Annotated in this window: 7 protein-coding genes; all 7 read right to left on the bottom strand. The window is 35.3% G+C overall.

Annotated features, from left to right (window positions below; all coding sequences use genetic code 11):
* Window positions 1-8: 8 nt before the first annotated feature.
* A complete protein-coding gene (locus ABEB18_RS08510) occupies window positions 9-2423 on the bottom strand; it encodes a glycoside hydrolase family 2 TIM barrel-domain containing protein (RefSeq protein WP_348798844.1) in 2415 nt (804 codons plus the stop codon).
* 23 nt (window positions 2424-2446) lie between these two features.
* Entirely contained in the window at window positions 2447-4366 is a 1920-nt protein-coding gene (locus ABEB18_RS08505; RefSeq protein WP_348798843.1) for a family 43 glycosylhydrolase, read from the bottom strand.
* Between the two features lie 128 nt (window positions 4367-4494).
* A complete protein-coding gene (locus tag ABEB18_RS08500; protein WP_348798841.1) occupies window positions 4495-5688 on the bottom strand; it encodes a BT3233 family polysaccharide utilization protein in 1194 nt (397 codons plus the stop codon).
* 5 nt (window positions 5689-5693) lie between these two features.
* On the bottom strand, window positions 5694-6830 hold the full coding sequence (locus ABEB18_RS08495; protein WP_348798839.1) for a glycoside hydrolase family 43 protein: 1137 nt from the start codon (window positions 6828-6830) through the stop codon (window positions 5694-5696).
* 513 nt (window positions 6831-7343) lie between these two features.
* Window positions 7344-10427: a beta-galactosidase, LacZ type gene (gene lacZ / locus ABEB18_RS08490; RefSeq protein ID WP_348798838.1), complete on the bottom strand. Its 3084-nt coding sequence runs from the start codon at window positions 10425-10427 to the stop codon at window positions 7344-7346.
* A gap of 31 nt (window positions 10428-10458) precedes the next feature.
* Window positions 10459-11661 (bottom strand): glycoside hydrolase, encoded by a 1203-nt coding sequence (locus ABEB18_RS08485; RefSeq protein ID WP_348798837.1) that lies wholly within the window; start codon window positions 11659-11661, stop codon window positions 10459-10461.
* 44 nt (window positions 11662-11705) lie between these two features.
* Window positions 11706-13682, bottom strand: coding sequence for a DUF2264 domain-containing protein (locus ABEB18_RS08480; protein ID WP_348798836.1), 1977 nt, complete (start codon window positions 13680-13682; stop codon window positions 11706-11708).
* Window positions 13683-13937: the final 255 nt, after the last annotated feature.

Below are 13937 nucleotides of genomic sequence, written 5' to 3'. Positions count from 1 at the left end.
TATACAACTTAATTCACTGTTTTTATAATTGTTGAAGCTTTTTTTAATGCATTCCCTGTTACTTCTACAGAAACCTCTCCTACCTCATTTGTACTCTTAATAATAACCAAAGCTTTCCCTTTCCATGCTTTTCTTTTGTTCGAAATATATAAATCGGTATCTTTCAGATTCGCATTATCAACACCCACAATTTCGGCAGGGCCTGAAACTTTAAATTCTAATTGATTATTTGCATTTGGTTCTAAAATTCCATCCTCGTCTGTAATATCAACCTGAATATAAGACAGATCTTGACCATCGGCTTTTATCTTGTTTCTATCTGCTGAAAGTTTAATTACAGAAGCTTTTTTAGCGGTTTTTAAAATAACAGCTTCTTTTTCCTTACCATTTTCGATTCCTACAGCTTTTAATTCGCCACTTGTATATGGAATAGAAAATACAGCTTTAAATTCTTCTTTTACAGTTGTTTCTTTATCCCCAATTACTTTTCCATTCAGATACAATCTCACTTTAGGATATTTTGAATAGATTTCAACATTTATATTTTTCCCTTCATAACCTGGCCAATTCCAACTTTCCCAAGTTGGCCAAACCGCCCATCTTGTTAATGTGATCGCTCCATTATCTGGATTCGGTTCTCGAACAGCCATGTACAATTTCTCATTATTATTGTACAGCATGCTTCGATAATGCGAAATGGGTTTACGCCATCCTATCAAATCTACATCACCACAATAAGCACCGTGCCAAGGATATAGATTTGCTTCCCAATGTTCTCCTTTTGGCTCTTCTGGATATACATAACGTCCAATACCCGATTCTCCTAAATAATCCATAGCTGTCCAAACAAAATCGCCGATGATGTAACTGTGTTTTTGAACTAAATTCCAGTTAGCAAAAGCATCTTTTGGATAGGATTCTGTTTGTACAATAATTCGAGATGGCACTCGGGCATGATCTGATTCGGCTCGATTTAATTCGTAATTGTAACCTGCCACATCGTGAGCCGCCATTAAGGGATCAAAAATTTCCCAACCTTGATTCCAGGTTGTCATAGCTGATGTTACGGGACGAGTTGGATCGATTGCTCGAACTGCATTCGCAAGCATCTTGGCCGTTTCGACAGCTTCAGGTTTTGTTCTTTCTATAATTTCATTTCCAATACTCCACATGATAATAGAAGGATGATTACGATCTCTTATCACCATCGATTCTACATCATGTTTCCACCATTTGTCAAAAATAGAAGCATAATCATAATCGGTTTTCTTTTCTCGCCAACCATCAAAAGCCTCATCAATAACCAACATTCCCAAACGATCACAGGCATCTAAAAAAGCTTCCGAAGGTGGATTATGAGAGGTTCTTAAAGCATTAAAACCAGCTTTTTTCATCAGCTCAACTTTGCGTTCTTCGGCGCGGTCATAAGCTGCAGCACCTAAAGCCCCGTTGTCATGGTGAACACAACCACCATTTAACAACATTTTTTCACCATTTAATACAAAACCATTTTCGGCACTAAATGCAATTGTTCTAATTCCGAAATTCTTAGTCACAACATCTACTTCATTCGATTTGTTCGAAACAACAATTTTAGCTTGATATAAATTTGGACTTGATGGTGACCAAAGCAAAGGCTTTTTTACCAAAACATTTTGAGAAATTTCTTTTTCTTCATTGGGTTGAAGCGTTATTTGGCTTGATTCGGAAACAATTTTTTTCCCATTTTGACTACTAATATTTGCTGATAAAGAGAATGTTTGAGGTGTAGTAGATTCGTTTTTAACTACGGTTTTAACTTGTACTGTAGCTTTTTCCTTTGTTACCTCTGGAGTAGTAATGGCAACACCCCAAGTTTTGATGTGTAACGGATTCCTGACTTTCAACCAAACATGGCGGTAAATCCCAGATCCACTATACCATCTACAGTTTTTTTGTTGTGAATTATCGACTTTAACAGCAATGGTATTTTCTTTACCAAATTGTATATGTGGCGTCAAATCAAACTCAAAAGAAGTATAACCATAAGGCTGAATTCCTACTGATTTTCCGTTTATAAAAACTTCAGCATTCATATACACCCCTTCAAAATAGATGGCTATTTTTTGATTATCCCAACTAGCTGGAACCGAGAAAGTTTTTCTGTACCATCCTGTCCCCATAGGATAAAATCCTCCATCACCTTCGCTTGGATTATTTTTTTCAGATTTTCCTTCGATGCTCCAATCATGAGGCAAATTGAGTTTTCTCCAACTATTGTCATTAAAACCAGTTGCAGAATACTCATTAGCATCTCCTAGATTAAATTTCCAACCGAAATCAAAAAGTTGTTTATTTATTTTTTTTCCTTCATTTTGTGCATTTAAAGTAACAGCTAATTGTGTTACCATAAAAAGTATAAACCAAAATCGTATAGTTTTCATTTGAGTCTTATTTATTCTTTATGCTATTTTCTAATACCTTCAGTGGTCATTATTATTGGTTTTATGGTACCATCAGCATTATATTCTAGTTTTTCGATGCAAACTGATCTGCTATAACTTCCACCATCGGTTTGAATGGCTCCGTTATGATAAATGAAATAAGACTGACCATTAAATTCAACAATTGCTTGATGATTGGTATTACTGTTTCCAGCAATTTCATTTAAAATTCCTTTATATTCATAAGGCCCCTCTACAGAATCAGCCATTGCATAAGCTATTTTTTCGGGGAAACCTGTAGCATAACTCAGATAATATTTTCCTTTGTATTTGTGTACCCAAGGCGCTTCGGTAAAATCAAGACCTTCAAATTCCATTCTTTTAATTTCACCATCAATTTCGATCATGTTGTCTTTGAGCTTGGCATAGTAACACTCTCTATTCCCCCAAAAGATCCAACTTTGTCCCTTTTCATCAGTATATATAGCTGGGTCAATACAAGCCCAAGAATGTGTTGATGCAAAACAATCTTTGTTGGTTAGCAAAGGTTTTCCCAATGCGTCTTTGAAAGGTCCCTGAGGATGATCGGAAACCGCCACACCTATACCTGTCCAATTAGTACTGATATACCAATAATACTTTCCGTTTTTTTTCTCAACATGACCTGCGTAGGCATCACCACTTTTGGCCCAAGTAAATTCTTTGATATCTAAAGGCATTGGGTGCTCCGTCCAGTTTTTCATATCTTGGGTTGATAAAACGCACCAATCCTTCATTTTATAGCCCTTTTGCCCTCCTGCAAAATCATGTCCTGTATAAAGCCACAAAGTATTTCCTTCGACAATGGCAGCTGGATCAGCAGTATATTTATAATCTATAATTGGATTTCCTTTGGCTTCGAAATGATACAGTCCGTCTTTATTAATCAATAACGGTTGCGGAACACCACCCCATTTGGCATTTAATTTTTGAGCTTCTTCTCTAGTTATTCCGATAACGCTACCATGTCTTGGCGAAAAATCTTTGGTAAACGATTCAGTTTCTTTAGTAAAATTATACAAGTCTTTTGTTCGTTGAAATTCGTATTTCCCATTTGCATACAAATCATACATCAAAATATATTCGTCAGAATTATTGAGTTTAAAAACAGAAGATCCTTCTACAACAGTTTCTTTATCGGCATAAAAATCAAGATAATCGAAACTTTCTTTCCAAGGTCCTTTTAAAGTCTTACTAGTTGCTTGCTTAATACCATTTTTAATTTCTTTCCCTTCTGAATCTTTAGTGTTTCCTTTATAAAACAAATGATACGTGCCGTCTTTGTAGATAATATCTCCATCAATTGCACCATCTTTGGCACTATACATAAGGATTGGTTCTTTTTCAAAACCAGTAAAATCTTTATTAGCATAAGCACTGTAGAAATCCAATTTTGTATTATGATGAAAACGTACAGTAAAATACACTAAATATTTTTTTGCTACTGGATCAAAAATGGTTTGAGGCGCCCAAACCCATTTTACATTTTTAAATTTCTTAGGATATTGTTTCTCCAGATTAATTACAGATGATTTCCAATCGATTAAATCCTTCGATTTCAGCATCACAATTCCTGGATTATTATCCCAACCGTTTTTCTTGGTAAACATATCGGTTGCTACCATATAAAACTGGCCATCCTTTTCGCCACGTAAAAGATGCGGATCTCTAATTCCGCCAGTAGCCGAAATATCTTTAGAATTTAAAATAGGCTTATTATTGTTTAATGCTTTCCAATTTACCGCATCCTGACTTACTGCAAAACGCAATTGTTCCTGCTTGTCACCAGTACCTTTGCCCTCGAAATAAGCAAATAAATAACCTTCAAAATTATTATTTTGAGCCCATAAATCTGTTAAACTCAAAAGAAACACTACAACTGTTGCTAAAAAATATTTGTTCATTTTACACTTATTTTTTTGAAAAAAATACTCCAAACCTCAATAATTTTAATACGCTTTAAAAATCAATTGATAACAAAAATCAGATTTTCAAAACACCTTCTGAGGAGTTATTTCAATTTTTAGAAATTTTATTTAATAGTCACTTTTAGCGGATGTGCTAAAACTTCGGTTTGTTGCTGAACAAGCGCTTTCCATTCTTGGCTATTGGTAGCCTGACCTGCTTTTGCCCAAGCAAATCCTGCAAAATACGTAATTTCTCCTGTAGGTTTTGTTAACACCAATAGATTGCTTTGGTCTTTAGTATTCGATTTATTTACAATTACATCTTGCACATTTTTAGGCTGAAAAACCAATGCTTCACCTAAATAAACACCATCCATTTGTTCGTGGTGCAAAACGAAACCGTGATCTTTGAAAACCTCGGTTTCTCCTTTTTTATCGTGTAAAGTAATCCCAACGGTATAGTTTGGTAATTTTTTATTTGAATTGTATTTAATTTCAAACTTTGAAAAATTAGAGCCTACATCCAATGAAATTCTTTTGGTTTCGGTAACTCCGAAGGAACTGTAAGGATTATAAGTGAGTTCAAAAACAGTTCGTAAAGGCCCTGTAGTTATGGTTTTGTACGTCACAAAATTTTTAGAAACTTGTAAACTGTCTTTCTCCCAAATTCCAGTTCCTCCAGTACCACGGCTTCCGCCTACATGATAAGGATCATAACCTTCGCCACGATCACTATGGTAATACATTGGGTTGGTTAGATAACCTTTGTACCAACTATCGATAATAAGCTTATCAGTTCTCTTTAGCCAAAGATCAATTCCGCTACTCAATGTGCCATTTTCTCGGTGTTCTTCAGTACGTTTTTGAGCATCAGGCCCGTAAGTACGAAAAGCAACTTTATCATTTTCCCAAGTATAATCATCAGTACGTTCTGGGACAAAACGAGAAAAAGTAGCTACTTTATTTTCGGCTAGGGCGATTGTATTATTTTCTTCTAAAGTATAAACTATTGAACTGGTAGAAGGTACTTTGGCATACATTAATAACTCATCATTAGTTCCGTCTCCATCATTATCAAGCCATTGTAAGGGTTGTGACAATTTTGAATCATTAGCAATCACTCGAATGTCATCTGCTTTTTTTCCTTTTAAAAAAGCCGTTATCGATTTAGTTTGGATACTCACTACTTCTTGACGCTCAAATTTTGACGGATTACTAACCGTTATCTTAATCGACTTTTGAGCAATACAGTTTATAGAAAATAGCACTGTAGCCAATGAGAGTAGTGATGAATTGTATTTTGCCCCCTTTTGTATCATTGTGTTTATTTTTTCAAATTAAAAAAATCCAGATTCCAATCTTTTTTGAATTCCAAAATAGGTTTCCCATCTTTCATTTGAATAGGCAACCATATGTATCTCCCGTCTATAGGATTTTTAGGTCTCCAACGATCGGCCATAAAAATAAAAGCATCTTTCTTCCCTGAAACAGGAAGTATGTACGTTCCTTGAGATTCGAAAGTAGTTTCGGCACCTTCGCCAACACAAGGATTTCCTAATGATTCCCAAGGTCCCCAAATAGATTTTGCCTTAAAGGATCTTGCAGCATTAGGATCCCAACCCGTACAACCAGAAGTTATCATATAATAAGTCCCATTTTGTTTGAATAATGCAGGAGCTTCATTTTGATTTGATGGTGCAATTGTAATGAATTTATCAGTAAAGTCAAGATAATCATCTGTAAGTTCGCTCAAGTGCAAGGTTACATTATCCTCTGCTGAATGAATATGATAAGCTTTTCCATCGTCATCAACAAAAAGTTGCATATCTCTAGACATTTGTCCTCTGTTGAAATCTCTTCTCACAAAAAGTCCTTTCTTGATTTCTTCTCTCCATTTGGGTGTCCACCATTTGAGCGTATCTTCGCCTTTGACCGATTTTTTCCATTCTTCATTAAAGTCCAAAGGCCAATTACCTGCATTTGGTCTATAGGATCTAATAAATTGATAAGGACCAGTTGGTTTATCACTTGTTGCCACACCCGTACGAGAAGCTTTGTAACCTTGACCTTTGAATTCGAGATGAAACCACATCACGTATTTCTTGGTTTTAGCATTATAAATTACTTTTGGTCTCTCGATAATGCTTCCGCTAACAATTTGCGAATTTGGATCGGTAGAAACTTTGAGTGCCACACCTTCATTTTTCCAATTGTATAAATCTTTTGAAGAATAACAGGTAACTCCAACTTTGGCATTATTAGAATCGCCCTTATGTTCTCCGAACCAATAATAAATTCCCTTGTGATATAAAATTCCGCCGCCATGAGCGTTAATATGTACCCCATCTGAGTCTTTCCAGATTTCGCCAGGGGTAAAACTATTTGCTTTTCGGGTCTGTGCAATTGCATAGCCACAACATATTAATAAGAAAATTGAAAAAGATATTTTTAATTTATTCATCCGATTATAACTTTTATACCGTATCATATTTAAATGCTATCTCTGTTTTAATTCATTCATTTTAGATTAAAGTTGAAAAATTAGAGATTTAAACATTCAACTTTCTTTAAAAAACCCGTTGGGTGAAATTAAAAACGATTCTCGATACATTTTTTATTTCGCTTCGCTACATAAAAAACACTCGAATTGATGTTTTTAATTTCACCCAATGAGTATTTTATTTTATGTTCATTTCGTTTTAAAAACACACATTCCGATTAAAGTTGATGAAATAGAGTTTTAAATATTCAACTTTCTATAAAAGCTCATTGGGTGAAATTATTAAAAACATCAATTCGAGTTTTTTTTTGAGTAATGAAACACAACAAAACTTCTCAATATGTTCCGTACTCAAAGTGACTTATATCGAGAATCGTTTTTGACTCTAATTTTCTTGTTCTCGATACAATTTTCTATCGAAAATCACTCGAACTGACGAAAATTAGAATCAAAAACTAATTTCACCAAAGTTTTCTACAATAAATTTATAGTATAACTATAACTGTATTTATTATCTGTTAATCTGTATGGGTCGTGTGGCAAAGCTCCCCAGCTGTTATCTCCACCAACGCCTCTTTGTTTCAAATCGATGTGTAAAAACACTTTATCTGTAGGAATTACATCGTTGGTATGCGTTTGTGATTTTTTTGGTCCCGCATCAAGACTTTCTGCAGAAACATTTAAGGCACTAAATCCTAATGGTTGTTCACCTGTAATCTGTAATCCCTTACCAGCAGCATTGGTTAATTTTACCCAACGTGTATCTGTTTTATAACCACATTCTTGAGGTCTAATATACGTCCATGTAAATTGATTCGCAACTTTGTCAGAATAAGTACCCATAAACGAAGCTGTGTTTCTGTCGCTGTAATTCTCCCAAGGTCCGCGTCCGTAATACTCTAAATTTTCAAATGACCCTGGTAATTCCATACGCATTCCAAATCTTGGCATCTCTGGTAATTCTTTACCATTTTTATCTAAAGTTGCAGTAACCTTGATGCTTCCATCATTTTGAATTAAATATTCTACCCCATACGACACATTAACTTGAGCTAATGTAAACTCTACTCTTACAGGCAACCCTTGTGCCGTTTGTTTTCCAACGGTTACTTTTTCAACTTTTGAATCCTTGTGTGCTTCCTTCCATACACCTAAAGTTTTTGGCATATTACTTCCAAAATCATTATCGGTTGGAGCTCTCCAAAAATAAGGTGTTGGAAAAGCTGAAATGCGTTCTACACCATCCGCATTTTTGTAATTGGTCAACGTTCCTTTTTGTAAATCAAATGTTCCTGAAACTCCATTTTTAGCAGAAAATACTAGCTGACCATCTTTTTGTTGGTATTTGATTTTTCTATCAATTGCTGTATTTGCGACAAATTTATCTTCACTTAATTTAAATTGTTCTCTAGCTTGTTCATGTCCTTTTGCAACTAGCTCTGAATTGTTTTTTGTAAAAGCAAAAACATTTAAATAATATTCGGCCTCAGCATCGATAGCTAAATTAAGTGCAAAAGTTTCCGATTTCAATGGAGCAATAGATACGTCTAAATTTCCTTCTTTAACAATTTTACCATTTTTTAGTAATTCCCATTTGAAATTAAAATCAGAAAGATTGGTATAATGATATTCATTTTTGATAGTCAATTTATTGTCTGTGAAACTGAATTTGATATCCTGATATACTTTTTTCACTTCATATAAACCTGGATGCGGAATGCGATTCGCATTTACTAATCCATTTGCACAAAAATTCTCATCATTCTGTAAATCTTTACCCCCAAGATCGCCACCATAGGCTAAAAATTCGGTACCATTTTTATCATGAGTTGTAATTCCTTGATCTACCCAATCCCAGATACAACCTCCTTGCATTTTTGGACTTGAATTAATGATGTCAAAATATTCCTGAAAGTTACCATTACTATTCCCCATTGCGTGACTAAACTCACACATGATGAAAGGACGCTGTTTGTTACTAGCTGCATATTCTTTCATATAATTAATGCCCGGATACATAGGCGCAACAATATCGGTATTTTCTTTTTCTCCAGCCTGTTCGAACATTACAGGGCGATTTGGATCACGTTGTTTTAACCATTTGTAGGCTTCGAAAAAAACTGGTCCGTTACCACACTCATTCCCCATACTCCAGATAATGATTGAAGGATGGTTTTTTCCAGTTTCGACAGCACGCTTAATACGATCCATATGAGCAGGAGCCCATTCTGGCAGATAAGCAGGGTGTACATTTTTGTCAAAACTATTTTGCAACTCGGCTCCCATTCCGTGAGTTTCGATATTAGCTTCATCTACAACATAAAAACCGTATTTATCACATAAATCATAAAAATAGGAATCGTGTGGATAGTGACACATTCTTATGGTATTAATGTTGTTTTGTTTCATTAATGCCAAATCTTTCATCATCAACTCACGATTAGGCACGTGACCGTTTATTGGATCGTGTTCGTGAATGTTTACACCATGCACTTGAATTGGTAAACCATTTACCATTAATTGAGCATCTTTAATTTCTACTCTACGGAAACCAATATTTCCTGAGATAAAAGCTTTATCTGAACCGTTTCCTGATTCTAAAACATATTTGTATAAATAAGGATTTTCGCTATTCCATTTGAAAACACTAGCGATTGCTCCTGTAAAAATTAATTCATCATTGTTAGCTACGCTTTCTTTTGTTTCAGTAAAAACGGATTTTCCTTTAGCATCCAAAATAGTAAAACGGAAAGTTTCCTTAGTTCCTTTTTTCCCTTTTGAATTTTGAAGTTTCAAAATAGTTTTGAAAGTACCATTGGTATAAGCATCATCTAAATTGGCAATCACTTCGATATCCTTTACAGCAGCATTTGGTATAGCTTGTAAATAAACATCTCTCTCAATACCTGTAAGTCTCCAAAAATCCTGATCTTCTAAATAACTCCCATCGTGCCAACGAGTTACTTGAACAGCCAATAGGTTTTGTCCTTTGGTCAAATATTTAGAAATATTAAATTCAGCTGGCGTTTTGCTCGCTTTGGTCATCCCCACTTCTTTTCCATTCAAAAAGACACGTGCATATCCTGTAATCGATCCAAAGTGTAAAATAATTTCTTTACCCGTCCACGACTCAGGAACAGTAAACGTTTTCCTGTAACTCCCAACAGGATTGTAATCTCCTCCTATAAAAGGTGGATTTTTAGGAAATGGATAAACAATGTTGGTATAGATTGGAATATCATATCCTTTCATTTCCCAATTGGATGGTACTTGAATTTCTTTCCAACTGTTATCGCTAAAGTTCAATGCATAAAAATCAGTTGGTTTGCTGCTTGGATTTTTTACCAAATTGAATTTCCAAGCCCCATTGAGACTTTGATAGTAAGATGATTTTTTTTCGTCAGCGGCAATTGCAGCTTTTTCATCACTATAAATTACATAAGTAGCATGAGGTTGTTCTTTGTTTCGATCTAAAATTTGAGGATTCTCCCATTCATTTTGTTGAGCCGAAACCAAATCGGCAATCAGTAATAATGAGAGCATTAAAACTTTTTTCATATCAATTGTTGCGTATAATTATTCTTATTTCTTATTTCTTATTTTTATATCTCAAAAGTGCTTCTACCAAATAATAGTCACCATAAGTAAGAGGCGTATCTATTTCTGTTTTATTAGGCATATTGCCAACTCCGTGCTTCAATAAAAATCCTCCATTGGTTTTAACCGCTGCCAAATATTGATCGCTTATTAGGTTCTCGATCATTGTTTCCGAAGCTTTCATATATTCTTTAGAAAGAGACGTATTTACATAATCACTCAACTCTATAAGTGCCGATGCAGTTATCGAAGCAGCCGATGAATCTCGTAAAGCATTTGGAATTCCCGGAGCGCTGTAATCCCAGTACGGAATTAGATCTTTTGGCATATTGGCATCAGACAACATGTATTTGGCAATATTTTTGGCTTGCTCCAAGTATTTTTTGTCTTTGGTTTCGCGATACATAACCACATAACCGTACAATCCCCAAGCTTGTCCTCTAGCCCAAGACGATTCATCGGCAGCTCCTTGATTAGTGATTTTTTTGGTCACTTTGCCTGTATTGATATCGTAAACTATTTCGTGATACGAACTATAATCAGGCCTGAAGTGATTTTGCATCGTCGTATTGGCATGATTGATAGCAATGTCTCTGTAAGTATTGTCTCCGCTGTGTTTGCTCGCCCAGAAAAGCAATTCTAGATTCATCATATTATCAATAATAACTGGCATTTCATCTTTAGAAGCGTGGTTCCAAGGCGCACTATCCCATGATTTGATACATTTTGCAATTGGGTTATATCGTGTACAAAGACTTTTAGCGCTTTGCATTAAAATTGCCTCATATTCTTTACTAGGGTTAAGGCGCTCTGCGTTTCCAAAACTGCAATACATCATAAAACCCAAATCGTGTGTTGTGGTATTGAATTGTTCGCTTTTAAGATTATCCAAAAAAGCTAGTGCTTCATTTTTTAAATCAGCATTTTTATTCGCTTCGTCTAAATACAGCAAAGTTCCTGGATAAAAACCGCTACACCACCAGCCCGCATCACTGGTTTCTAATTTTTGATCTTTTTCATGCCACGTTTTCGGATATTCTCCAGGTTGCACTTTGGTTGCTAAATATTGATATTGCTCTGAAGATTGTTTCAAAGCAGCATCGATCTTTTTAGAGAGATTGTTCGCTTTGTTTTGAGCTACACATCCGTTGAAGACACTTGCTAAGGCAATGATAAAAAATACTTGTTTTTTCATTATTTGGTTGGTATTAATGGCTGTTAAATATTCACTCCTAAAATTTATTGTTTGGCTATTCGTTTGATCGTAACATTTCGTGCCATGTAAGTAACACTTTCTGCTTTTTCCATTGATCCCGAAGAGCCTTCCATTTGCAAATTAATAATTAACCACATAGGATGGTTCGTAAAATTTGTCCAATGTTCTCCTGTTTTTTCACCGTCCAAAAAGTAAGTTACTTTGGTATGTGTTTCATCAATTCGATTCAATTCGATACTGTATTGGTGCCAGTTATCAAGAGCATCCGGAATATTTTTCTTAATTGTTGTACAATTTTCAGGGGTAATAAAGGTATTTTGCCAATTGTTTGCATCGCCTTTAAACTCCAAAATATCAATCTCAGGAGGCCATCCTTTTACGGCAGTAAGCCAAAAAGCAGGCCAAGTTCCTTTTTTTATTGGTGCTTTAAATTCACCCGAAATAGTATAAACTGGGTAAGCTTCATTTACCAATATTTGATGTTTGGCATGTACTGCTCCACTGTGATAATTAATATCCAAATGTGGTGTAGAACTACTTTTGCCCTCATATTTTTTTACAGGATCCGCTTTTATTGTCAAAACTCCGTTGTCTATCGTCATTTGATCCTTGTACATACGAGCTGTACCGTTGTGATCTGTCCCCCATGGATAAAATAGATTCCACTCTTTTTTAAATGTTTTTTGATTTAGAAAAGAGTTACTATCCAAGACCGTTTCCCATTTGCGCTTATCCGTTTCTGGTTTATCGTAATACGCATGATCGATAGTTGCTTTTTGGCCACTCCAGATTTTTTGTTGGGTATAAAATTCATTCGGAGCTTGCCAAAATGGTGTTTGTTCAGGCAAACCCAATGGCAAAAAAGCTTCGGTACACAAATACAAACTACCTGTACTGATGTAAGGCTCTCCTATTTCGGGCTGATGACCATAAAATCCGATAGTTAGCCAACCTTTATCGGTAAAAGTGCCTGGAGCTTCCATTTGTTTTTTGATGATACTATAAAGAGCACATCGTACTTGTGCTGGGTTTAGCTCATCTGGAAGTTCCTGCAAAAGTGCCATTTGAGCCAAGCTCTGAAAAGCTCCAACTCGATAAGCGAGCGAACGACCAATAGCTGGATAAGTTCCCTCTGGAGAAATTAAGCGCTCTTGTATGGCAGCATAACGTTTGGCACGCTCAAAATATTTAGATGATTGCGTAATAAAATCATTTTTGTATCGCCAATATTTAAGAGTCTGCTTTTTCTCTTTCAAAACATTAATGATATCCAACATCATTGGCTGAATTACATAACTATTGTAATAATCCCAATGAAAATCTTTGCCATCACCATAAGTTCCATCTCCGAGATACCATTCGTTGTGTTTTAGCATTGCATATTCGATACGAACCATATCTGCTTTTCCATCATATTTTAGCAAAGCCGCCTCGACAGTAGCAGTAAACAACAACCAATTCATATAGGCAGGCGAAATAGTTCGAGTACTTTTTAAGGCATTAATCACATTTTGGCGGGTAACCTCATCTAATTTTTCCCATAAAATAGGAGCTCTCAATAATCCTTGTGCCAAAAAAGCAGCATCTACCAATGGTTGTCCGCCATCGGTAAAATTTATATAATCTTTAGCATTAGGATTTACAGCGTTTGTAATTCCTGCAACCGCTAGATCGATGTATTTTTTTCTTAATTTTCCTTCGGTAGTGTGACTTGGGCCTAATTGCAACCAAGGCGCTATACCCGAAAGTGTTCTTCCAAATGCTTCCAAATAAGTAACTTTATCACGATCGCCATAAGCCTTTGGAGCGGTTTCGATAGGAAGATCAGTTTTTAGACGATTATTGGCCGTTGCCTCCAAAACTGGATGAGCAATTTTGACAAGTGTTTGTACCAAATACTCTCTCTGTGCCAAACCATCATTTTTTTTTGGTTGTGCTGTCAAAATCACAGACATCAAACAAAAGAATAGGAAAATATGTTTTCTAAATATATACATCATAAAATTAATTTTGAAAAAAACCTGTCTAATACAAAAACCACTTTGCTTAGACAGGTAAAATGTAAAACCACGCTATTAGACCAAACCAACTTTCGGCATAATATGAAAAAAAAGAAATTGATTACTTGGATAACTATAGTCAAATAGTTCGTCAACAAATTTGAATCGCAACCTTATAATCGAAGTTCCTGTTTCTTTTTTCAAATTAACAAGTCTTTTAAAAAACAGAAAGGGGGACAAATCGCAAATAACAGG

It is taken from the genome of Flavobacterium adhaerens (assembly GCF_040045115.1).
GTDB classification, from domain to species: Bacteria; Bacteroidota; Bacteroidia; order Flavobacteriales; family Flavobacteriaceae; genus Flavobacterium; species Flavobacterium adhaerens.
Note: the sequence above shows the minus strand (reverse complement) of the source record. Positions and strands in the feature narration are given on the sequence as shown.

Excerpts from the sequence above, each read along its gene's own strand:
- ABEB18_RS08485 (WP_348798837.1), bottom strand. The coding sequence starts at position 11,661 with ATGAAAAAACAAGTATTTTTTATCATTGCCTTAGCAAGTGTCTTCAAC.
- ABEB18_RS08505 (WP_348798843.1), bottom strand. The coding sequence starts at position 4,366 with ATGAACAAATATTTTTTAGCAACAGTTGTAGTGTTTCTTTTGAGTTTA.
- ABEB18_RS08500 (WP_348798841.1), bottom strand. The coding sequence starts at position 5,688 with ATGATACAAAAGGGGGCAAAATACAATTCATCACTACTCTCATTGGCT.
- ABEB18_RS08480 (WP_348798836.1), bottom strand. The coding sequence starts at position 13,682 with ATGATGTATATATTTAGAAAACATATTTTCCTATTCTTTTGTTTGATG.
- ABEB18_RS08510 (WP_348798844.1), bottom strand. The coding sequence starts at position 2,423 with ATGAAAACTATACGATTTTGGTTTATACTTTTTATGGTAACACAATTA.
- lacZ (WP_348798838.1), bottom strand. The coding sequence starts at position 10,427 with ATGAAAAAAGTTTTAATGCTCTCATTATTACTGATTGCCGATTTGGTT.
- ABEB18_RS08495 (WP_348798839.1), bottom strand. The coding sequence starts at position 6,830 with ATGAATAAATTAAAAATATCTTTTTCAATTTTCTTATTAATATGTTGT.